At 35.9% G+C, this 22,394-nt stretch carries 25 protein-coding genes; 13 read left to right on the top strand and 12 right to left on the bottom strand.

Annotated features, from left to right (window positions below):
* Positions 1-81: 81 nt before the first annotated feature.
* From SJY44_RS15225 to SJY44_RS15200, 6 genes are all read left to right on the top strand, one after another.
* On the top strand, positions 82-2,043 hold the full coding sequence (locus SJY44_RS15225; protein WP_396592097.1) for an Ig-like domain-containing protein: 1,962 nt from the start codon (positions 82-84) through the stop codon (positions 2,041-2,043).
* Positions 2,044-2,056: 13 nt separating this feature from the next.
* Positions 2,057-3,004: a type IX secretion system membrane protein PorP/SprF gene (locus SJY44_RS15220; RefSeq protein ID WP_396590377.1), complete on the top strand. Its 948-nt coding sequence runs from the start codon at positions 2,057-2,059 to the stop codon at positions 3,002-3,004.
* Positions 3,005-3,075: 71 nt separating this feature from the next.
* Positions 3,076-3,606 carry an isopentenyl-diphosphate Delta-isomerase gene (gene idi, locus SJY44_RS15215; RefSeq protein ID WP_396590376.1) on the top strand — a complete coding sequence of 177 codons (531 nt, stop codon included), beginning with the start codon at positions 3,076-3,078 and terminating at the stop codon, positions 3,604-3,606.
* Positions 3,606-4,013 (top strand): 6-carboxytetrahydropterin synthase, encoded by a 408-nt coding sequence (locus SJY44_RS15210; RefSeq protein WP_298931104.1) that lies wholly within the window; start codon positions 3,606-3,608, stop codon positions 4,011-4,013. Before idi ends, SJY44_RS15210 begins: the two co-directional genes overlap by 1 nt.
* A 1-nt stretch (position 4,014) precedes the next feature.
* Complete coding sequence (locus tag SJY44_RS15205; protein ID WP_396590375.1) at positions 4,015-4,983, top strand: type I phosphomannose isomerase catalytic subunit; 969 nt, start codon at positions 4,015-4,017, stop codon at positions 4,981-4,983.
* Between the two features lie 24 nt (positions 4,984-5,007).
* Positions 5,008-5,280, top strand: coding sequence for a hypothetical protein (locus SJY44_RS15200; protein ID WP_396590374.1), 273 nt, complete (start codon positions 5,008-5,010; stop codon positions 5,278-5,280).
* Between the two features lie 4 nt (positions 5,281-5,284).
* Here the strand turns inward: SJY44_RS15200 and SJY44_RS15195 are convergent, their stop codons facing one another.
* The 6 genes from SJY44_RS15195 to SJY44_RS15170 form a co-directional block, all read right to left on the bottom strand.
* Positions 5,285-5,977 carry a DUF4369 domain-containing protein gene (locus SJY44_RS15195; protein WP_396590373.1) on the bottom strand — a complete coding sequence of 231 codons (693 nt, stop codon included), beginning with the start codon at positions 5,975-5,977 and terminating at the stop codon, positions 5,285-5,287.
* Positions 5,978-6,022: 45 nt separating this feature from the next.
* A complete protein-coding gene (locus tag SJY44_RS15190) occupies positions 6,023-7,285 on the bottom strand; it encodes a DUF819 family protein (protein ID WP_298930704.1) in 1,263 nt (420 codons plus the stop codon).
* A gap of 36 nt (positions 7,286-7,321) precedes the next feature.
* Positions 7,322-8,119, bottom strand: coding sequence for a Cof-type HAD-IIB family hydrolase (locus SJY44_RS15185; protein WP_396590372.1), 798 nt, complete (start codon positions 8,117-8,119; stop codon positions 7,322-7,324).
* A 1-nt stretch (position 8,120) separates the two neighbouring features.
* Positions 8,121-10,319: a DUF5916 domain-containing protein gene (locus SJY44_RS15180; RefSeq protein ID WP_396590371.1), complete on the bottom strand. Its 2,199-nt coding sequence runs from the start codon at positions 10,317-10,319 to the stop codon at positions 8,121-8,123.
* 61 nt (positions 10,320-10,380) lie between these two features.
* Positions 10,381-10,554 (bottom strand): Arc family DNA-binding protein, encoded by a 174-nt coding sequence (locus SJY44_RS15175; RefSeq protein WP_163423905.1) that lies wholly within the window; start codon positions 10,552-10,554, stop codon positions 10,381-10,383.
* Between the two features lie 64 nt (positions 10,555-10,618).
* Positions 10,619-11,479, bottom strand: a complete 861-nt coding sequence (locus SJY44_RS15170) for an SPFH domain-containing protein (protein ID WP_298930718.1) — start codon at positions 11,477-11,479, stop codon at positions 10,619-10,621.
* A gap of 149 nt (positions 11,480-11,628) precedes the next feature.
* On the opposite strand from SJY44_RS15170, the gene SJY44_RS15165 reads away from it, so the two are divergent.
* Positions 11,629-12,396: a S1/P1 nuclease gene (locus tag SJY44_RS15165; protein ID WP_396590370.1), complete on the top strand. Its 768-nt coding sequence runs from the start codon at positions 11,629-11,631 to the stop codon at positions 12,394-12,396.
* Here the strand turns inward: SJY44_RS15165 and SJY44_RS15160 are convergent, their stop codons facing one another.
* Positions 12,397-12,993, bottom strand: coding sequence for an alpha-ketoglutarate-dependent dioxygenase AlkB family protein (locus tag SJY44_RS15160; protein ID WP_396590369.1), 597 nt, complete (start codon positions 12,991-12,993; stop codon positions 12,397-12,399).
* A 1-nt stretch (position 12,994) separates the two neighbouring features.
* Positions 12,995-13,867, bottom strand: a complete 873-nt coding sequence (locus tag SJY44_RS15155; RefSeq protein WP_298930726.1) for an AraC family transcriptional regulator — start codon at positions 13,865-13,867, stop codon at positions 12,995-12,997.
* Positions 13,868-14,073: 206 nt separating this feature from the next.
* Here SJY44_RS15155 and SJY44_RS15150 point away from each other — a divergent pair, with 206 nt between their 5' ends.
* On the top strand, positions 14,074-14,454 hold the full coding sequence (locus SJY44_RS15150) for a hypothetical protein (RefSeq protein ID WP_298930729.1): 381 nt from the start codon (positions 14,074-14,076) through the stop codon (positions 14,452-14,454).
* 49 nt (positions 14,455-14,503) lie between these two features.
* Here the strand turns inward: SJY44_RS15150 and SJY44_RS15145 are convergent, their stop codons facing one another.
* Together SJY44_RS15145 and SJY44_RS15140 are read right to left on the bottom strand one after the other, a co-directional pair.
* Positions 14,504-15,136: an MOSC domain-containing protein gene (locus SJY44_RS15145; protein ID WP_298930732.1), complete on the bottom strand. Its 633-nt coding sequence runs from the start codon at positions 15,134-15,136 to the stop codon at positions 14,504-14,506.
* Positions 15,137-15,199: 63 nt separating this feature from the next.
* A complete protein-coding gene (locus SJY44_RS15140; protein ID WP_298930735.1) occupies positions 15,200-15,553 on the bottom strand; it encodes a DUF6249 domain-containing protein in 354 nt (117 codons plus the stop codon).
* 134 nt (positions 15,554-15,687) lie between these two features.
* On the opposite strand from SJY44_RS15140, the gene SJY44_RS15135 reads away from it, so the two are divergent.
* Both SJY44_RS15135 and SJY44_RS15130 read left to right on the top strand, forming a co-directional pair.
* Positions 15,688-16,266 carry an RNA polymerase sigma factor gene (locus tag SJY44_RS15135; RefSeq protein WP_396590368.1) on the top strand — a complete coding sequence of 193 codons (579 nt, stop codon included), beginning with the start codon at positions 15,688-15,690 and terminating at the stop codon, positions 16,264-16,266.
* Positions 16,259-16,672, top strand: coding sequence for a hypothetical protein (locus SJY44_RS15130; protein ID WP_396590367.1), 414 nt, complete (start codon positions 16,259-16,261; stop codon positions 16,670-16,672). Before SJY44_RS15135 ends, SJY44_RS15130 begins: the two co-directional genes overlap by 8 nt.
* On the opposite strand, the gene SJY44_RS15125 is transcribed toward SJY44_RS15130, so the two are convergent.
* On the bottom strand, positions 16,664-17,023 hold the full coding sequence (locus tag SJY44_RS15125; protein ID WP_298930742.1) for a MauE/DoxX family redox-associated membrane protein: 360 nt from the start codon (positions 17,021-17,023) through the stop codon (positions 16,664-16,666). The two genes, SJY44_RS15130 and SJY44_RS15125, sit on opposite strands and share 9 nt — an antisense overlap.
* A 64-nt stretch (positions 17,024-17,087) precedes the next feature.
* Positions 17,088-18,977 carry a molecular chaperone HtpG gene (gene htpG, locus SJY44_RS15120; RefSeq protein ID WP_396590366.1) on the bottom strand — a complete coding sequence of 630 codons (1,890 nt, stop codon included), beginning with the start codon at positions 18,975-18,977 and terminating at the stop codon, positions 17,088-17,090.
* A 339-nt stretch (positions 18,978-19,316) separates the two neighbouring features.
* Between htpG and SJY44_RS15115 the strand changes: the two genes are divergently transcribed.
* From SJY44_RS15115 to SJY44_RS15105, 3 genes are all read left to right on the top strand, one after another.
* Positions 19,317-19,973, top strand: coding sequence for a TetR family transcriptional regulator C-terminal domain-containing protein (locus SJY44_RS15115; RefSeq protein ID WP_396590365.1), 657 nt, complete (start codon positions 19,317-19,319; stop codon positions 19,971-19,973).
* A 6-nt stretch (positions 19,974-19,979) separates the two neighbouring features.
* The gene (locus tag SJY44_RS15110; RefSeq protein ID WP_396590364.1) at positions 19,980-21,290 is read left to right on the top strand and encodes an ABC1 kinase family protein; all 1,311 of its coding nucleotides are present in this window, start codon (positions 19,980-19,982) and stop codon (positions 21,288-21,290) included.
* 95 nt (positions 21,291-21,385) lie between these two features.
* Positions 21,386-22,393 (top strand): 3-oxoacyl-ACP synthase III family protein, encoded by a 1,008-nt coding sequence (locus tag SJY44_RS15105; RefSeq protein ID WP_396590363.1) that lies wholly within the window; start codon positions 21,386-21,388, stop codon positions 22,391-22,393.
* Position 22,394 lies beyond the last annotated feature (1 nt).

Genomic DNA, 22,394 nt, shown 5'->3' with positions numbered 1-22,394 from the left:
AATGAAGACTAAATAGGAAATTTGAAATCAATAAAATTAAATAAGTCTTTATTCATTGGATTATTCGTCTTTATTTTTGGGATGAGCTTTCTAAATGCACAATTCTTACTTCAAGCACCTAATAGTGGCGATGAGAGTAATTACCAATGGTACGAGGCTTCAGATTTAGGAACTGTTTTAAGTACGGCTTCCTTTTATGAAGCTACACAACCAGGAGTATATTTTGCAACTTATGATGGAACCCTTTGTGGTTCCAATGCAACGGGATACTTTATCTTGACTGATTGCGTTGCTCCTGATAATGAAGTGACTTTAGATATTACAGCAAGTATTCCAACTGGGGCAACCGTGAGTTGGAGTCCTCCAGTTACAGGAGATCAAACCCAACCTACTGTAACTAGCACACCAACAGTGATGCGCTATACAGCAACAATTTCAAAAGCAGGCAATACCAGCGAACTACCTCGTTTTACTGTAGTTTGTATGAGTCAAGCTGGAACTTTGGTTGATGATTTGGTAACTGTAGATGAAGATGATTCTGTTGTTGTTCCTGTGTTTGCCAATGATTCAGATGTAACCACAACCGGAAACCTTACAACTACAAATCCATCAAATGGTACTACTACCATAAACAGCAATGGAACACCAAATGACCCAACTGATGATATTGTAACCTATACACCAGACCCCAATTTCAACGGGACCGATACATTTGATTATACTGTATGTAACACTACTGGAGCTTGCAGTACTGCAACGGTCACTGTAGATGTTCTTCCTATTGTGGATGCTTTTGATGATTCCGTTACAACGGAGCAAGATATTGCTGTTGATATTGATATTTTGGCAAATGATAACGATTTGCCTACTACAGGTACCTTGACAGCTACAACACCTTCCAGCGGAACCATTTTCATTAGTGAAAATGCTACTCTGGGTAATCCATCAGATGATTTTATAACCTATACTCCAAATCCAGGTTATCTGGGCCCTGACACTTTTGATTATACAATATGCGACGGATCTGGAAATTGTAGCACCGCAACAGTTACCATATTGGTGAATCCTCCCGGAATTAACTTAGATAGCGATAATGATGGAATTGTAGACAGTTTTGAAGATTTAAATTCTGATAACGATAATGATCCATCAACAAACCCAACTGATACAGATGGAGATACTATTCCAGATTACCTAGATATTGATAGCGATGATGATGGAATTCCTGATAATATTGAAGCACAGATAACAATAGACTATATAGCTCCTAGTTTATTGGATGCCAATGATAATGGTTTAGATGATGCTTATGAAAATGGTGGGAATGTAGGATTGATTCCGGTAGATACAGATGGAGATGCAATTCCAGATTATGTAGATGATGATAGTGATAATGACAACGTACCAGATAGTATAGAAGGTAATGATCAAGATCAAGATGGTATTGCAGATGTAACATTTATTGGTTCAGATAAAGATAATGATGGTCTTGACGACGGTTTTGAAGGAAGTACGGTAATTGACTTAGATGTTAATGATGAAATAAATGACCCAACCATTGATTTAATTGATACGGATTCTGATGACGTTCCGAATTACCGAGATACAGATGATGATGATGATGGTATCGAAACTATAGATGAAGATTTGGATTTGGATGGAAACTATGCTAATGATGATTCAGATGGAGATGGGTTTCCAAACTATTTGGATTCGGATTTAGATCAAAGCCAAGTAGACGAAGTTGACGTAATTAACGTTATTACTCCAAATGGAGATGGAATACATGATGTATTAACTATTAATAATTTAGAAGATTATCCAAACAATACAGTAAAAATTTACAACAGATGGGGTGTGCTGGTCTACGTAACCAAAGCATACAACACAACCGGAAATGTCTTTGATGGCACTTCGGAAGGACGGGTGACTGTTGATCAGGACAACAAACTTCCTGTAGGTACGTATTTCTATATTATAGATTATGAAGATCTCAATGGGAATATGAAACAGCTCTCAGGTTACCTATACATTAATAGATAAAGTGAAGATTACTGTGGATAAGAATTCAATAAAGAAAAATACACTCTTACAAATAATTACACTGTTATTGTGCTTTGCAAGTGTTGTTCATGCTCAACAAGATGCACAATACACACAATACATGTACAATACAGTAAGTGTTAATCCAGCTTATGCAGGTTCTAGAGGTCATTTAAGTATCGCGGCCTTATACCGTAATCAATGGCTAGGTTTGGATGGTGCTCCAGAGACGCAAACCCTTAATCTTCATACTCCAATGGGATATAGAGGAGTTGGTTTGGGAATCTCCATTGTAAATGATAAAATAGGTCCTACTTCTGAAACTTATTTTGATGTTGATTTTTCATACACTATTCAAACATCATTTGATGCCAAGCTAAGTTTTGGATTAAAAGCAAGCGCCCACATGTTGGATATTAGGTATTCAGAGCTGGATGAATTTGAAATTGACCCTCAATTGCAATCACAGCAGGATATTCAAAATAAATTTTCTCCTAATATTGGTGCCGGAATTTATTATCATACTGAACGTTTTTATACCGGACTTTCAGTACCAAGGTTGTTAGAAACAACCCATTTTGATGAATCATCAATTTCAACTGCAACGGAGCAGATAAACTTATACTTTATAACTGGGTATGTATGGGATTTGAATCCTTTCCTCAAATTTAAACCGACCCTTTTGACTAAGGCAGTTCAAGGAGCTCCTTTTCAAGTAGATTTATCTGCGAATTTCATGTTCAATGAAAAGTTTATAGGAGGCGTTGCCTATCGCTGGGATGCTGCTTTTAGTGGTCTTGTTGGCTTTAGGATATCCGATGAAATGTTTATTGGGCTTGCTTATGACCGTGAGACCACGGATTTGGGTGCAGCTACTTTTAATGATGGATCCTTTGAGGTCATTCTTAGATATGATTTTATAAAGAATTTAAGCAATTTAAAATCTCCACGTTTCTTTTAGAGTTAAAGGTTTTAGAAACATTTTAGAACCTGTATCCATGTATTTCCTGACAAACGTCATATTTTTACCTTATGAAAGAGGAAAATGTGATATTGGTCAATGAGAATGATGAACCTATTGGCCTAATGCCTAAAATGGAAGCTCATGAGAAAGCTGTGCTTCATAGGGCTTTTTCGGTTTTTATTATGAATGATAAGGGTGAGACCATGCTGCAACAGCGAGCTAAGGATAAATACCATTCACCTCTATTATGGACAAACACCTGCTGCAGTCATCAAAGAGAAGGAGAAACCAATATTAAAGCAGGAAAAAGACGCCTTCAAGAGGAAATGGGTTTTAAAACAGAACTGAAAGAATTATTCTCTTTTATTTACAAAGCACCGTTTGATAATGGCCTTACAGAACATGAATTGGACCATGTAATGATTGGATACTATGATGGAGGTCCAGCAATTAATCGTTCAGAAGTAGAAGATTGGAAATGGATGCTCCCTTCAGATATTAGGACAGATATTTCCAAGAATCCAGATGAGTATACAGCTTGGTTCAAAATTATTTTTGAGCGGTTTTATAATCATATCTCTGATAACAGTACTAAATGATGAAGGTAAAAGTTAGCAGAAAAGCCAATTTTAACGCGGCACATAGGTTATATAGACCAGATTGGAGTTTTGAGAAAAACGATGCTGTTTTTGGCAAATGCAACAATCCAAATTATCATGGCCACAATTATGACCTTGTTGTAAGTGTTACCGGAGAGATTGATCAACGGACAGGCTTTGTTATGGACCTTAAAGTGCTTAAGGACTTAATTAAGGAACATGTTGAGGAGGCACTGGACCATAAAAACCTAAATAAAGATGTTCCTGAGTTTGAAGACCTTAATCCTACCGCTGAAAATATTGCGGTAGTAATCTGGAATAAGATTAGACCTCATATTGAAAAAACCAAAGAATTGGAGGTAGTACTTTATGAAACACCTCGTAATTTTGTAACCTATTCAGGATAGAATGAACCTATACCCTTTTAAATTTAAACCAATTCTTAAAGAACGTCTTTGGGGAGGAACGAAACTTAAAGATGTACTTGGAAAACCTATTGAAAGTGACATTACAGGAGAAAGTTGGGAGCTCTCAGGTGTAGATGGGGATATTTCTGAAATTTCAAATGGAATTTTAGCTGGAACTTCTTTGCAGGAATTAATTCAGAAAGAGGGGCAAAGCTTATTGGGTAAAAGTGTTGTGGACCGTTTTGGAAATGATTTTCCAATTCTTATAAAGTTTATCGATGCCAAACAAGATTTATCCATCCAGCTTCACCCCAATGATGAATTGGCCAAGAAAAGACATAACTCTTTTGGGAAAACTGAGATGTGGTACGTTATGGATGCAGACCCTGGGGCCAAGCTAATTGTAGGGTTCGATAAAAGCGTTGAAAAAGAAGAATACGTTAAAAGTCTAGAAGAAAACACCCTCTTAGATCTGATGAACTATGAGGAAGTTTCTGAAGGTGATACTTTCTTTATAAATACGGGTAAAATCCATGCCATTGGTGCGGGGGTGTTATTGGCAGAGATTCAACAGACCTCAGATGTAACGTACAGGGTATTTGATTTCAACAGAAAAGACAAAAACGGAAACCTTAGAGAATTGCATACAGAGTTGGCTCTTGATGCAATGGATTATTCCAGAAAAGATGATTTTAAGGTTGATTATCCAGATACGATGGATTCCATCAACACAATGGTTGATTGCCCTTACTTTAAAACCAATTTTTTGGAGTTAAGTACAGACATGCATCAGGATATTTCGTCAAGGGATTCTTTTACCATTTATATGTGTGTAGGAGGAGAAGCTGAAATCGGTAATGATTGGGGTAGTGCAAGGATTAAAAAAGGTGAAACCATTTTGGTTGCCGCCTCAAGCAGTAGGGTAGAAATAAATACCCAAGGGGTTAAACTTTTAGAAGTAACCATTTAATAGTACATTTGAAAAAACAGTAGTATGGCAAGTATTCGTGATTTAAAGAAAGATGTCAATTTTGTTTTAGGAGATATCATAGAAGCGGTCTACATATGGGAAGCAGGTTCTAATAATAAAGACTCAGAAGAAGGTTCTGTGCTCATTGATAGAGCTATTGCCGTGTTTGATGAACTTATGGATAAGATTCATCAAAAAGAAGTCGATAACAGTAAAGCGCACTTTAAAGACATCCGGTCGCAGCTAGAAGAAAAGGCTACTGAACTAGTTGAAGAGTTAAACAAATTAGCTGGTTAATGCCTTATTTTTTCAAATATTCTTTGAAATCTTTTCCGTATTTAGAAGCGGCTACTTCCGGTGTTAAGGAATTGTATATCGAATCCAAATATTTTGGATTAGCTTCATTTGCTCCAATTAGCATAGCATAAGGGGTAACATAAGAATCACTATTGTTCAAACCAAAATTCAGCGTATATCTGTATCGTTTCAAGATATTTCGAGATATCAGGTTTTGTACTGAATCCAATGCCAACGAATCTGCTTGAATCTCGGGTAAAAAACTTTGTTGTGAAAGCTCAAGCTCTTTAATATTGAAATTAGATAACATTCCTTTGAATTCTGCAAGCTTTTCATGACTTTTTGAACCAAAGACTTCAGCGTTGGTTTCAAAAGTATTCCAAGAAGTATTTATCGTAATTTGTCCAGGTTCACCAAAAAAAGTAATACGATCGTTAACATCATTGTTATCGGCTTTATCTAGGTAGAGATAAAAAATTTCTGGACTTTCTACTTCATGGGAAAAAGAAAAACTTCCATCTCCTTGAATTTCAAGTGAATCCAATACCACTAATGATGAATCATTAAAGTGTTGCAAGAACAAGGTTCCTTTTTTTAATCCTTTAATGTTTCCTGAAACTGTCATGGTATTTTCTGTACTCTTTTGACAAGAAATGATAATCAAACCAAGTGTCAGTACGAATAAAATCCTCTTCATTGTTGAAATTTTAGCGGGGCAAATATCAATAAACTTATGGAATAATTAAACTTTAGAAGCTACTTCCATCAATAAAGCACATAAATAGGCTCCTGCTGTGCCCACTACATAACCAAAAACAGCTAGAAGAATACCCACAGATGTCAATGAAGGGTGAAATTCTGCTGCCACCACGGGAGCAGAAGCAGCACCACCAACATTGGCTTGGCTACCTACTGCTAAGAAAAAGTATGGAGCCTTAATCAATTTAGCCACTAGAATTAAAAGTCCTGCATGAATGGAAATCCAAACCAAACCAATTGCTATTAACCCAGGATTTTCTAGAACTCTGCCCAAATCCATTTTCATACCAATTGTGGCCACCAAAATATAGATAAAAACACTACCAATTTTACTGGCTCCGGCCCCTTCATAATTTTTAGCTTTTGTAAAGGAAAGACCAATACCAATTGCAGTAGCAAAGACAACCATCCAAAGGAATTTAGAGCCTAATGAGGATAGTATTTTTTCTTTATTTCTGATGACCTCAAAATTATTTTCTAAAAATTCTGCAAAATGATGACCCAAAAGATGGGCGATTCCAACCCCTGCAAAAGCATACAATAACATCATCATGAAATCATGTAGGCTCGTTACACGGGCAATCTTTGCGGTGTAGGCAGATACTTTCTCTTTTAATTTTTCAATAGACGAGGAATCAGCTTTTAACCATTTGTCAATTTTTTCAGTTTTCCCAATTCCCAATAAAAGAATGGCCATCCAGATATTTGCTACCACAATATCTATTAAAACCATACCGCCATAATTGTCTTGGTTGTATTGAAACACTTCAAGCATGGCTGCTTGATTGGCTCCACCGCCAATCCAACTACCTGCAATTGTGGCAAGGCCTCTCCAAACGGCATCAAAATCATTGCCTCCAACGGTTTCTGGAGAAAAAATAGAGACGATTAAAATAGCTAAAGGTCCACCGATAATGATTCCTGCTGTTCCTGTCAAAAACATAATCAAAGCTTTGGATCCGAGATTTATTATCGCCTTTAAGTCAATGCTTAGGGTCATTAAGATAAGCGCTGCGGGTAAAAGATACCTACTGGCTATATAATATGTTTGCGACGCTTCCTCATTTATAATTCCTGTGCTCGCCAAGATTGCAGGCAACAAATAACACATAAGTACGGTTGGCACTATGCCATAGAATTTTTTCCAAAATCCGGTTTTAATGGATGACGTATAAAAAACAAAACCTAGACAGAGACAGAGAAGGCCAAAGATGACAGTATCTTCAGTAAAAGGGAGTTGGTTCATATAATTTTTATAGTGATATATTCAAATATAGGAAAATCAAAGATGGTCTTTAATGAATTGTGCCACCCCATTTTCTTTGTTACTTAAAGTCATTTTTTTGGCAATCTCTTTTACCTCTTTCCGTGCATTTTCCACAGCAACTCCAAGGCCTACATTTTTCAACATTTCCATGTCATTGTAATTATCACCGAAAGCAATGACCTCATTCAAAGCTTCATTGGGTTTTAACAAGATCTTTATTGCTGAAAGTTTTGAAACTGATTTAGGGGCTATTTCAATTAACGTATCGTTGGAACGATAACAATTCAAGGTACTGGAAAAACTATCTGTTAATTTCTGAGTGACCTTGTCCATACTTGCCTTGGTGCCCATAAGCATAATTTTATGCGGACCTATGTTCCTTTTTTTCCATCTCTCCACAGTTTGCACAGTGGATTCAAAAATAGGTTCGGCTTTTGTATTTAGAATTTCTTTTTCCACACGTTCAGAGGTTTCACTAACACACCATTCATGCTTGTAATATAGTCCAAGTTTTATTCCATAGGGCTGGCAAAGGGTATTTAGCTGGGCTGTATTTTCAGAAGAAACTATGGTGGAACTTATTTCTTTATCATTCTGAAGAATCAATGCACCATTATAGCAGATAATGGGACTTTCTTGTATTCCCATTCTTTTTTGCAGATAAGTCATGGATTTTGGCATTCTTGCCGAAACCAGAATAATCCTTAGGTATTTCTTTATTCGATTTATCTCTGAAACAGTAAACTCAGAAACATCGTTTTTTGTAGATAACAATGTGCCATCCAAATCTGAACAAAGTACCTTGAAGTTCATTCTAAATATTTAACCAATAGGTAAGTTTCAGATTTATGGATCTGTTCCTTGGCATGAATGAATTCACAAAATAGTTGTCGTTATACACAATGAACAAATCTGAGAGCGGAGCAAATCGCCACTGTAAGCGTGAATTAAAACCCAAATTATCTCGCTGGTTGCTATATTGAACTAAGGTTGACCAGAATACAGACTTATTTAAAGTAATGTTGACTCTGGGGCTCACCAACCAAAGATTAGCACTTGGAAATGGATCTGGGAGGTTTATACTGTCATAATTCAATTCCATGGAAAGAGATACTTTCGGTTGAAGCCGTAGGCTTACATCACCTTCAAAAGAAAATCGGTTACCGTTGAAGAAATCACCATAACCAGGTTCTAAAGAGTAAGAAAATACTTTTCGTCTATCACTTTGAAATTCTACTTCATAACTAGTATAGTAGTACCCTTGGTCCGCAGGGAGTTCAAGTGCACCATCTGTATCTGTTGGATCAAAAGAATCGGTTAAAAAAGTGAATCTATTGAACATTCTAGCTGATATTTCTTCCTGGGTTTTGAATTGAGCTTGCCAACTGGTAAAAATGGTATAATCAGTATTTTGATAATCTAAAGTTGGCCTCCATATAGCGTTTGGGCTAAAACGGAAACCATGAGAATTGATTTTACCTTTCTTAGGCCAAAAATTAAATTCAATAAAGGGTCTTGCCGCAATTATATCTTGTCTTCTTACAAACCCTAAATCTGATCTAAAGTCATTACCAACATAGTTTCCGCGCAAGCCAAAATTAATGGTTCTTGAATTATATTGAAGGTCAATTCCTCCAGAACTGTCATCATCTCCAATGTCATGTGCAAAAGATTTATGAAAGAAAAATTTACCAACCCAGGTGTTATCTGCGGATGCTAGATTATAATCTAATCCAACTACGCGGTTATACCTTTCTGTTTCCTCTAAAAAATCATAATCCTTGAAGGTTTCACGGTTTACAAAAATAAAACTGAGGTTAGATCGAGAGAACATCTTTTTTTGAAGTGCAAAAACAGTGTTGTTGTTACTAGGGATTTCGTTTTCAGTATCTTCTTCGGTTTGAATATTCAATAGACCCAAACGCCAATCTTCATTAAGTTTTCCACTGAGACGGATTCCTCCAATAATACCATTTTCAATGGTTTCTTCATCCAAATCCTCGGCAATTCCTATTCTTCTTGAAAAAAATGGGTTGGAATCGCGTGAATTACCAAACGTTCCAAAAAGATCACTATTATCAACAAAAAACTGCCTTCTTTCTGGGAGTGATATCTCGAACCTGGTAAGGTTGGTGAAAACATTGTCTACCTCTACATTGGAGAAATCAGGATTTACGGTAATATCCAAATTCATTCCGTTACCGATGGCCACCTTGGCATCTCCACCAAAATTCAAATCATTATTAGTGTCATTGGTTTCAAAATCTTTTGAAGAAATTCCATTAACATATGGAATAATTGCTAGCGGGGTTCTTGATTTTCCCAAGGGTTTTTCAAAAACCATATCGCCCATAAATGCTAAACCAAAAATAAACTGATTCTGAGGAATCTCTATCCATGTGCTGGTTTCATTGGTCTGCATATCAAAACGATAGCTATTAAAACGCCATTTAGTCTCACCTTGTTTAAATTTAAATGAGGTTAAGGGAATAGCCATTTCACAGATATAATAACCATCATACATTTTGGACTCTCCTCGCCATTTTACATCCCAAGAAGTGGTAAAACCCCTCAGGTCGGTACCTCCATTGGAAATTAGGGCTTCTCTTCGCACTCCATAGGGGTTCATGCCAAATAGAAAAGCATTTGTACCATCATTAAAAGTGTCAAAAAGCAGGCTAATATTATCATTCCCTCCAGCTCTATAATCTCTTTGTAATGAAGGAATTACATAATCATCACCTTCAGTATTTACCTTTATGCCAATGTACAATGTGGTTTCACTGTAAAGCATTTTTATGTCGGATTGTTGAACTGCCAAAATAGAATCCGAAGGAAAATATTGTTGGAAATCATGAGCGCTCTCAGCGGTTTCCCAGATAGATTCATCCAATACTCCATCTATCTTAATGGGTTCGGAAATATACTTTACGGTAAATTGTTTGGAATTGATTTGAGCAAAAAATACAATAGGGAAGAGCGTTGCAGCTAGTACAAAACGGAATTTCAACATTGGATAATTTAAGTTAGTCCGTCAAATTTAAGGGTAAGGTTAGTTAAAAAAATCCCAAAAATTAATTATCCTCATTGCTCTTTTTTTTTGGCTCTCTTTTTGCTTCTTTAAGACTTTTCATCAACATCCATTCTATTTGTCCATTAGTACTGCGAAATTCATCAGCAGCCCATTTTTCAATTGCTTTGAGCATGTCTTCGTTGAGTCTTAGAGCAAATGCCTTTTTTTTACTCATCTATTCTAATAATTCCTTAATTATTTTTTTGATGAAATTGTATTTTCTTAAATACTCACATCTATCAATGGTTAAGAGTTCCTGTATTCACAATTGGTGAAGCATCTTTATCTGAACATAGCACAACCATAAGATTACTGACCATAGCTGCTTTACGCTCTTCGTCCAAATCAACAATCTGTTTTTTACTTAGTTCTTCCAAAGCCATTTCTACCATACTTACAGCACCCTCTACAATTTTATGCCTAGCTGCAACTATGGCTGTAGCTTGTTGGCGCTTCAACATGGCGTTGGCAATTTCCTGTGCATAAGCCAAATATCCAATTCTAGCTTCCAATACTTCAATTCCTGCCATTCCAAGTCTCTCCTGGACCTCTTTTTCAAGGGCTTCGCTTACTTCGTTCAAACTAGAACGCAAGGTAATATCTTCTTCTATACCTTCATCAGCAAAATTATCATAAGGATACATACTGGCTAACTTTCTTACTGCAGCATCTGTTTGAACCCGAACAAAATTTTTATAATCATCAACATCAAAAGCTGCCTTGTAAGTATCGGTAACTCTCCAAACCAGAATGGTGCTTATCATGACTGGATTCCCTAATTTATCATTGACCTTAAGCCGTTCACTATCAAAATTACTGGCACGTAAAGAGACTCTTCGTTTGGAGTATAAAGGGTTTACCCAGTGAAGACCATTCTTCTTTATGGTTCCTACATATTTTCCAAAAAGCACTAAAACCCGTGAATTATTCGGATTTACCAAAACCAACCCAAAGGCCATTACCAACCCAATAAAAATACAAATACCGAACCATCCAGATTTGGCAGAAATAATGGCGGCGATTCCTCCAAAAAAAAGAACTAAGGAAACGAATAACATAAAGTATCCGTTTAAAGGGGAGATTATTTTCTCATCTGTCATAATTGTTGATTTAATGATATCAAATTGATATCATAAATATATTATATTAAATTCATTTTCACAAATGATATTAACGATCTAATGAAAATGCTTCCTTTAGAAATATTATAATTAATGACAGTTTTCTACATTTGAAAAAATCATCAATCATGAACAAGACAATTTTACTTTTTTTATTGGTGCCTTTATTGGGTCACAGTAATTATTGGGGTAAAACAGGGCATAGAGTTACTGGGCATATCGCGGAAAACCATTTAACAGGTAAAGCAAAACGTGCATTAAATGATTTGTTAGACGGACATAGTCTGGCCTTTGTTTCCACTTTTGCAGATGAAATAAAAGCTGACCGAACATATTCCAAGTTTTCTGCATGGCATTATGTTAACTATCCATTAGGTATGCGCTACGAGGATTCGTCTAAAAGTAAGTTTGGTGATGTAGTGCAGGCCATAGAGGAATGCACAAGAATTGTAAAAGATGAAAACAATTCTAGAGCTGATCGGGTTTTTTATCTTAAAATGTTAGTCCATTTGGTTGGCGATTTGCACCAGCCCATGCACGCCAGTAGGGCTGAGGATAAAGGAGGCAATGATATTCAATTACAATGGTTTGGTGAAGGAACAAATCTTCACAGGGTTTGGGATAAAAACCTGATTCTATCCTATGGCATGACGTACACAGAGCTTGCCGATGAACTTAAGCAGGTCTCAAAAAAAGAACGTAAAAAAATCCAAGAAGGGACAATATATGACTGGGTACAAGAGTCACATGAGCTGTGTGCAGAGATTTATAACTCTGCCGAAGTCGGTGAGAAACTTGGCTATCAATATGGTTACAAATACAATGATGTGTTGTTCCAGCAGTTGCAAAAAGGAGGCCTAAGACTTGCTAAAGTGTTGAATGACCTTTTTAAATAATTACTTGATTATTCTGAAAGTCAGGTTTATCCGCTCTCCAATCTTTCTTGCAGTTTTTGCAATTTGATGATGCCAATGGTGTTGAGTTTGCCCTTGCATCAGCAACAAACTTCCATGTTCCAGTAAAACCTTATGTTTAATGGCTTTATCTTGTTTGTGCCTCAAATGAAAAAAACGTTCTGCACCCAATGATAGTGATGCTATAACTGGGTTTTGACCAAGTTCTTTTTCATCGTCGGAATGCCAACCATTACTATCCTTTCCATCTCTATAATAATTAAGTAAACAAGTTGAAAATTCTACACCAGCTTCTTTTTCAATTTCGGATTTTATTTTTAGCAGTTCTGGCGTAAACTCCAGAGGTGTCATGGTAATATTTGAGTAGGAATAGGTCTTTCCATTATTCCCATATAATACAGTTAATCTTGGTTGGGGGTAGGTTTTCCCAAAGATTGTAATGTCATCTTGTTGCCATGGAATAACGTCCCGCAATACATTGAAGTATGAACAGGCATCTTCCTCTTTTAAAAAATTTGGATAATAAGCAATATCACTATCTGGTAGTTCTAAATTTATTTTTTCTGAAAATAAAGCCATGTTATTTAAGTACTGCCTTCAATTGATTTCTGTATTCTGAAGGATTTTGACCCGTAAATGCCTTGAAAGATTTATTAAAGTGAGAAAAATTATTGAATCCACTATCATAACATACCTGGGTGATGCTGATAGGTTGTTCTGCCAATAATTTAGAGGCGTGCACAAGACGATATTCATTTACAAATTGTGTAAAGGTCTTATTGGTGATTTTTTTAAAGTATCTGCAAAATGAAGGAACCGTCATACTCACTATATTGGCAATCTCATCCAGACTAATATCTTCCTTAAAATTGGCTTTAACATGATTAAAGACAATATTGATTCTATCGTTGTCCTTGACTTCCGTTTCCATAGAAAAACCTTCACCATTCAATACTTTTATTTCTTCTGATATGGCAAGTTGGTTTAATATGTTAAGAATTGATAGCAAGCGTTGAAAATCTGTTTGATATTCCAGTATCTCCATTTTTTCGCCAACCTTGGTTTTGGTTTTGCCAAAGAACGCTATTCCGCCTTTTGCAACTTCAAAGAGTTTTTGAATATTCTTCATTTCGGGAATATCGAAGAAGTCGCTGCCCAAAAAATCAGCCTTCATGTGTACCAAGGTCTCACTTTTGTTTCCCGTAAGTCTATCTGTAAAACCGCAGTGTGGTAAGTTAGAGCCAATAAGAATCAAGTCTCCGTCTCTAAAATAAGAAACATGACTGCCTATTTGTCTTTTGCCTGAACCTCCTTTTATATAGACCAGTTCCATCTCAGGATGATAATGCCAGCCATTATTCTTGGTTTCTTTGCTCTCACTAAACTTTTGATAGGTAAACGAGTGACCAAAACTTGGTGCAATTGCCTCAAAAGCAGGTTTTTGAATCATCATAGCCAATTTAATTTCCTTATGTAAAGTTATTACTGGTTTAAGCATGCCTCCTATACAAAATTACCTAAAATATGTTCTATTTTACCTTTAATACCATTTTAACATATCAAGCGTGTTAATATTCCATATAAACTGGAAAAGATGCTGGTGTTTTTAAGGATTATCCCATGCTACATTTGTCCTGTAATCTTAAAAAACGAAACGTTATGAAATCAGTTTTAAATTATGTTACAGTAGCAGCATTCCTATTAAGTTCCACAATAGGGTTTGCAAATGGACCAGAGAACACTTTTGGTAAAAAAGGAATTGCTAAAAGTGAAGTAGAAAAGAAGTTGATTGAAATTGAATTAGATCCGGTTTTTGTAAAGAAAGGAGAAAAGTTATTATTGAATTTATTGAACCTTACTCAGGGTAAAGTAGTTCTTAAAGTATATGACAGCCAAGATAGACTTGTTTATAGTGAATCTATTGATGGCGAAATGGTAATTGAAAAGGCTTTCAATTTTGAAAGAGCTTTTGAAGATGAATATACCTTGGTTGTAGTGGATAAGTTGGGTACTTACACAGAAACTATTACGGTAAAATAAGTTTGTTTAGTTAATTTCAGTGCAAGGAGGCCCATTTATGGGCCTTTTTTTATAAGTACCTTTTTAGTCGTTCTCTTTTGTTAGGTGGCAAGGCATCATTGGCAATTGCCAATTTTAAAAGATCAATATCTTTTGTTCTAGAAAAAAGTAATGTATAAAATTGTTGAACAGTCAAGGTACTTTCAGATTCTTTTACCAATTCTAAAGTATCTCCTTTTTTAACTTCTCCAATCTCCAAAACCTTAACATAGGTACCAGGAAAACCATGGTCAATGAATTGCCTCAGAATTTCTTGCGTTCCAAACTTTATACCTAGCTTAAAACAAGGTTCTCTGGGTTGCGTAACTTGTACTAAAGCGTTACCCATTTTGTAGATATTACCTATTCGCATTTTAGATTCATCAAGACCTTCAATGGTTAGGTTTTCACCGAACATTCCCCAATTCCACTCTAGTTCTGGATATTTTTCTTTCCAATAAGGATAATGGTCTGCGGAAAATAAATAACAAGCTTTAAAAATGCCACCATGCACTTTTCTATCACTGATAGTGTCTCTGGCAACACTTTCATCTTCAAGAAGAAGAGGTTCATGTACTGGGTATTTGTATATACCTGTAGTGGTTTGTTGTCCGTTCCAGCTTATTGCTGTTGATTTCCCTATGTTTGTTGAAATAATTTGCATAGGGTTAAGATAAAAAAACCACCGCAAATAACGGTGGTTTGTTCAAATTGATTTTGTTTGGACTTACTCTTCTTTTTCTAAACGTTTGGTCATGTTAAAACCTACCAAAAGACCTACCCCAGCCAAAGTAAATATTGTACCTGGGTATGCTACGTCATCATGCACTCCAAAACTGTATACTAAGATGGAGGCTAGAAAAATTGCAGTTCCAATACCTATTAAAAGAAGGGAGATGTTTAGGATAATGATTTTCCAAAAAGGGGCAGCGCCGGCTCTCCTTCCTTTAACAAAAATAGAAGCATCCGCCCCTTTTTCAATTAATGCCAGACGTTCTTTATTTCTGGTTGAAAAATAGAGGTATGCTATTCCAAAGACAACCCCAAATAGTATTGGTATAATGATTAATTCAGATCCCATGATTGTTCGTTTTAAATGATTATTATTTTATTAGTTCATTGTCTATGACGACGGTTTTTTGGTTGAGGTTACATTTTTTTGATAAAAAAAGAAAATTGTGTAACCTCGGAGTATGTTTTGGCGTCCAATGTGCAATGACAACCAATAAAGAAACTAATCTGATCCAGAAAATCCGAGATGGTAATACCCATGCTTTTTCTGAGTTGGTTGATGCATATAAGAATTTGGTGTATACTTTAGCCTATAGAATGCTGGGAAGCAGAGAAGAGGCTGAAGAAGTATCCCAAGATACTTTTATCAAGATTTTTAAATCACTGTCACATTTTAAAGGAGATTCTAAGCTTTCCACTTGGATTTATAAGGTTGCATACAATACTTGTTTAGATAGAATCAAACAAAATAAAAGGAATAAGACATTTGTAGATATAGACCATGTTAAAGGTGTTGCATTTGTAAGTATGAACAATGCATTGGATAAAATGTTACAAGAGGAAAGAAAGGAGCTGATTAAAAAATGTCTGAATTTATTGCCTAGCAATGATGTTGGGCTTCTTACACTTTTTTATTTTGAAGAACAAAGTCTAGCAGAAATGGAAAAGACTTTAGATATTCCTGTTAGCACCATAAAAGTGCAATTGTTTAGAGCAAGAAAAAAGTTTGCCAAAGTGTTGGAGAAGAATTTAGAAAAAGAAATATTTCAGAATTATGGATAAGAACGAAGAAAAGGAACTAGCAGCGTTTGTTGACAAAATTATGGATGAAACGATTTTAGAATCTCCTTCATCCAATTTCACAGATAACATTATGTCTCAAATTGCTGAACCAGTGCTAAATGACGTTACTCAATATAAACCATTGATACCAAAGAGTTTTTTTGTTTTCTTGTGCATTGGGTTGGTTGGAATGACATGGTATTTGGCTGCTGACTATACCCTGGACAATCGAGCATGGTTTGGAAATGGACAAATTGATTCGTTTTTTGAAAGAATTTTAGATTGGCCTCAAATGCTGTCATCTTCAAAAACAACAGTGTATGCGGTGTTGCTTTTTGGGTTATTGTTTCTGATTCAAATTCCTTGGTTGAAAAGATACTTTGACAATAGTTGGATGTTAAGATGACAAGTAGAAGTATGCCCAATACATTAAGCCAAATTGTAATGGTATTCTAAGCAAGAGTATCCATTTTGGTATTCCTGCACTTTCTTTTTCACCAGATAGCATATAAAAGTGAACCAGTAAGAAAACAAGAAGCATTGCTATAATTGCATAGATGCTAAGGTTCCTAGTTTGCTCAAAGCAAAGTGCAATACCTAAAACAATCTCTACAAGGCCACTTAACAGAACCAATAGCTTATGATTTGGGAGATATCTGGGCATTATGCGCAGATAGGCCTTTGGATAAACAAAATGGGCAACACCCGCAATCATATACATGCCAGCCATTACATAAAGGTGCCAAGGGTTTTCCATTGAGATAAAAATAAGAAAGGCAGGTCATATGACCTGCCTTTAAATGAAATTTATGTAATTGAGACTACTTTATCATCTCGTAACTACGCGAAATGAAATTGGTAAGTTCTTCTCCTTTTAATAGTCCTTTGGACAAGCGCGCCAAATCTAAAGACTGATTGATCAATCTTTCGCGTTTTTTGGCAGTTTTAGTACTCAAAATTTCGCCAACCAACTCATGATTGGTGTTTACAATGAGGTTATACATTTCTGGCATATTCCCCATTCCAAACATTCCACCACCGCCACCGGTTTGCTGCATTTCCTTCATTCTGCGCATAAATTCAGGCTCTGTAATAATAAATGGTGACGCAGAACTGTCCATTGCTTCCATTTGAATGGTATACCCTTTATCCGTTATGACTTTTTCCAAATCAGCCTTTAGGCTGTCCTTTTCTTCATCAGAAAGTTTAGAAATAGTAGTGTCCTCTTTTTTGATGAGGTTGTCCAGATGGTCAGCATCTACTCTTGCAAAAGATAAGTTCTCTTTAGAAGTTTCCAGTTTTTGCATTAAATGCGATATAATTGGAGAATCCATCAATAGTACTTCATAACCTTTTGCCTTGGTAGCCTCAATATAGCTATGTTGTGCTTCCTTGTCAGATGCATATAGTACAACCAATTTTCCATCTTTATCAGTTTGGTTGTCCTTTAATGTGTTCTGTAACTCCTCAAAAGTGAAGAATTTACCATCTACTGTTGGGTATAGTGCAAATTTGTCAGATTTCTCAAAGAATTTATCTTCAGAAAGCATCCCGTATTCAATAACAACTTTAATATCGTTCCACTTTTGTTCAAAATCTTCACGATTGCTTTTAAAGAGCGAGCTCAACTTATCGGCAACCTTTTTTGAGATGTAAGAAGAAATCTTTTTAACGGCCCCATCAGCTTGCAGGTAAGAACGAGATACGTTAAGCGGAATGTCTGGAGAATCTATAACACCACGCAACATGGTTAAAAACTCTGGAACAATACCTTCAACATTATCCGTTACAAAAACCTGGTTTTGGTATAATTGAATCCTGTCTTTTTGAATGTTAAGGTCATTCGTCAATTTTGGAAAATATAGAATACCTGTTAAGTTGAAGGGGTAATCCACATTCAAATGAATATTGAACAAAGGCTCTTCAAATTGCATGGGATACAATTCTCTATAGAAGCTATTGTAATCCTCATCCTTTAAATCTGCAGGTTTCTTTGTCCATGCTGGCTCAGGATTGTTGATGATGTCATCTACCTCTTGCGTTGGTGCAGGATCTTCCTCTTTAGCATCTTCAGGCTTTGGAAGCGTTTCTGTTTTTGTTCCAAATTTTATCGGAATAGGCATGAACTTGTTGTATTTGGTCAACAGTTCACGAATTTTTGAATCTTCTAAAAACTCTGTTGAGTCTTCAGCCACATGAAGAACAATCTCTGTTCCTCTATCTTTTTTCTTTGCTTCTTTTAAAGTGAATTCTGGAGACCCGTCACAAACCCAATGTACCGCTGGTTCATCTTTAAAGCTCTTTGTGATGATTTCCACCTTTTCCGCTACCATAAACGCAGAATAGAATCCAAGTCCAAAATGACCGATGATACCGGCATCTTTTCCAGCATCCTTGTATTTGTCCAAAAATTCTTCAGCGCCAGAAAAAGCTACTTCATTAATGTACTTTTTAACCTCTTCTTCCGTCATGCCAATACCTTGGTCTATAATACGGATACGTTTTTTATCCTTATCAACCTTTATTTCAATCAAGGGATTGTCATATTTAACTTTGGCCTCGCCAATAGAAGAAAGGTGTTTAAGTTTTAGTGTTGCATCCGTAGCGTTGGAAATAAGCTCTCTCAAGAAAATTTCATGATCACTATAGAGGAATTTTTTTATTAGAGGAAATATGTTTTCTACTGAAACATTGATTTTGCCTGTAGCCATTGTTTATTAATTTTCTTTAGGTTTTAACAATGGCAAAAAAAGTACCATAGTTATAAATGTGACAAACTGACACTGTACTGCAGATATTACAGTATCTGGCAAACTTTAACATAGTTTTGTTTATTCTTTTTATTAAATTGATAAACAAAATATGTATATTTGTAGTGTTATGGAAAAATTGCTATGAAATAGTATCATGCTATAACAAGTTTGTTTATTTATTGGTTAGGTTGTTGAAAACGCACTTTCGAATGAAAGTGCGTTTTCCTTTTATTTCTTAAGAAATCTTAACTATTATTTTGTTCGGTAAATCGTATTTTTGATTAAACACAAAGTGCAATGGCAAATACTTCAAATTCAAAGGTTACAGAAGAAAAAATTATTGGTTGGTTCATGGATACTGTATTGGAACATGAAGTAATACCAAAATCCATTTACAAGTTTTGTAAAGAAAATAAAATCAAAGAAGAGGAATTCTATAAATTCTTTGGGTCTTTTGAAGGACTGCAGCATGCTATTTGGGAGAAGTTCTTTGAGAACACCCTAGCGGTTATGCAAAAAAACGAGGGTTATGATAGTATGACCAACGAAGAGAAAATGCTCACATTCTTCTATACCATCTTTGAATCTTTAACAATGAACAGGAGCTATGTTCTTTTTATGCTAAAAGAGCACAAAAATACCATGGAAAAATTAGGGCAATTAAAAGGCCTTAGAAATCGTATTAAAGATTTTGCTTCGGAACTTATTGAGGAACGCAATAGCGAAAAGAACTTAAAAATTCTCAAACATAGCCCACAACTGTTTTCTGAAGGAGCATGGTTGCAATTCCTGTTCCTTTTAAAATTCTGGATGGAAGATAATTCGCCAGATTTTGAAAAGACGGATATAGCCATTGAGAAATCAGTGACAACAATTTTTCAAGTTTTTGAAAGTGCCCCATTGGAAAAAATTATTGATTTCGGAAAATTCCTCTATAAAGAAAACTTTGCTTAATAGTGTATGAAGACATTGGACAGTATTCCCACGGGAAAGATTGAAAGAGCAGGAAAACTAGTAAAGACAGGCGTAAAAATTGGAGGGAACTACGTAAAATATTATGGAAAGAAACTCGTCAATTCAGAAACTGCAAAAGATGAGCTTGACCAAGATAATGCGGAAGATATTTATGATGGCTTAAAAAGTCTTAAAGGGAGTGCGCTCAAAGTTGCTCAAATGCTTAGTATGGAGAAGAACCTTCTGCCTAGAGCCTATGTGGAAAAGTTTTCGCTTTCCCAATTTTCTGTACCACCACTTTCAGCGCCTTTAGTTAGAAAAACGTTCAAAAAGTACCTTAACAAATACCCTGAGGACATTTTTGACACTTTTGAGAAAGATTCTGTTAATGCTGCCAGTATTGGCCAAGTACACAAAGCCAAAAAGGATGGTAAAGAATTGGCAGTTAAAATTCAATACCCAGGTGTGGCCCAAAGCATTAGCAGTGATTTGGCTATAGTAAAACCCATCGCCATTAGAATGTTCAACCTAAAGGGCAAAGATTCTGAAAAATACTTTAAAGAGGTTGAAAATAAACTTGTTGAAGAGACCAATTATATTTTGGAGCTTAAGCAAAGTGAAGAGATCACCCAGGCGTGTTCTGCTATTTCCAATATGGAATTCCCAAACTATTATCAAGATTTATCCAGTGAGCGTATTCTTACTATGGATTGGATGAAGGGAAAACACCTTAGTGAGTTTACAAATACTGATTTTGACCAGAATCTTGGAAATAAACTAGGGCAGGCGTTATGGGATTTTTACATGTTTCAGATACACAGTTTGCGCAAAGTACATGCAGATCCACACCCTGGTAACTTTTTGGTTAGCGCAAATGAAACCTTGATTGCCATAGATTTTGGTTGTATTAAAGAAATTCCAGATGAGTTTTACATTCCTTATTTTGAATTGGCCCAAGAAGACAATATCAATAATGACGAAATCTTTATGGAGAAGTTGTACGAGTTGGAAATTTTGACTCCGACCGATTCCAAGGAAGAGCTTGAATTTTTTAAGGCTCTTTTCAAGGAAATGCTTACACTTTTTACATCCCCCTTTCATCAAAATGAGTTTGATTTTGGAGCAGATACATTCTGGACCAAAATTGCAGATTTAAGTGAACGTTACTCCAAAGATGATCAGATTAAAAAAATGAACGGCAATCGCGGTTCCAAGCATTTTTTATACATGAACCGGACTTTTTTCGGACTTTACAACTTGCTTCATGACCTAAAGGCGAAAGTAAAAGTGAACGATTTTAAAAAGTACATGGACTAATTTTTCTGATATATTCTAAGTTCTTTGAATATATTTTTTACTTTTCCATTAAATAGCCACTGACTTTTTTAATAATTTTTACTTAAGCATACTATATGTACAATTCAAAAATTTCTGGACTCGGATTTTACGTGCCCGAAAATGTAGTGACCAATGATGATCTATCTAAGTTGATGGAGACCAATGACGAATGGATTCAGGAGCGTACTGGAATTAAGGAGCGAAGGCATGTTGTAAAAGGTACGGATACTACCACGTCTATGGGGGTAAAAGCAGCGAAGGTTGCTATTGAACGTGCTGGTATTGATAAGGATGATATTGATTTTATTGTTTTTGCCACACTCAGTCCAGACTACTATTTTCCTGGACCTGGCGTTTTGGTCCAACGTGATCTTGAAATTAAAACCGTAGGGGCGTTAGATGTAAGAAATCAATGTTCTGGTTTTGTTTATGGAATTTCTGTCGCTGACCAATATATTAAAAGTGGAATGTACAAAAATGTGCTGGTGATAGGTTCGGAGTTACATTCCCATGGTTTGGATATGACAACTAGAGGTAGGGGGGTATCGGTTATTTTTGGTGATGGAGCCGGTGCTGCAGTATTGACCAGAGAAGAGGATACTTCAAAAGGAATTCTTTCGTCCCATTTGCATTCAGAAGGGCAACATGCTGAAGAGCTTTCATTAATTGCTCCTGGTATGGGGAAAAGATGGGTTACTGATATTATTGAGGATGAAGACCCAGAGGATACTTCCTACTTTCCATATATGAACGGACAGTTTGTATTTAAGAATGCTGTGGTTCGTTTTAGTGAAGTAATTATGGAAGGTCTGCAAGCTAACAATTTGACCCCAGAGGACATAGATATGCTGATTCCTCACCAGGCAAACCTGCGTATTGCGCAGTTTATTCAAAAGAAGTTTGGCCTTTCTAATGACCAAGTATTCAATAACATAATGAAATATGGTAATACCACAGCGGCTTCAATCCCAATTGCTTTGACCGAGGCGTGGGAAGCTGGTAAAATCAAGTCTGGAGATTTAGTGGTTTTAGCTGCTTTTGGTAGCGGATTTACTTGGGGCAGCGTAATCATGAAATGGTAAT

The sequence above is a fragment of the Allomuricauda sp. R78024 genome, assembly GCF_044596045.1.
Classification (GTDB): Bacteria; Bacteroidota; Bacteroidia; order Flavobacteriales; family Flavobacteriaceae; genus Flagellimonas.
This window is presented reverse-complemented; position numbering and strand designations above follow the sequence as displayed.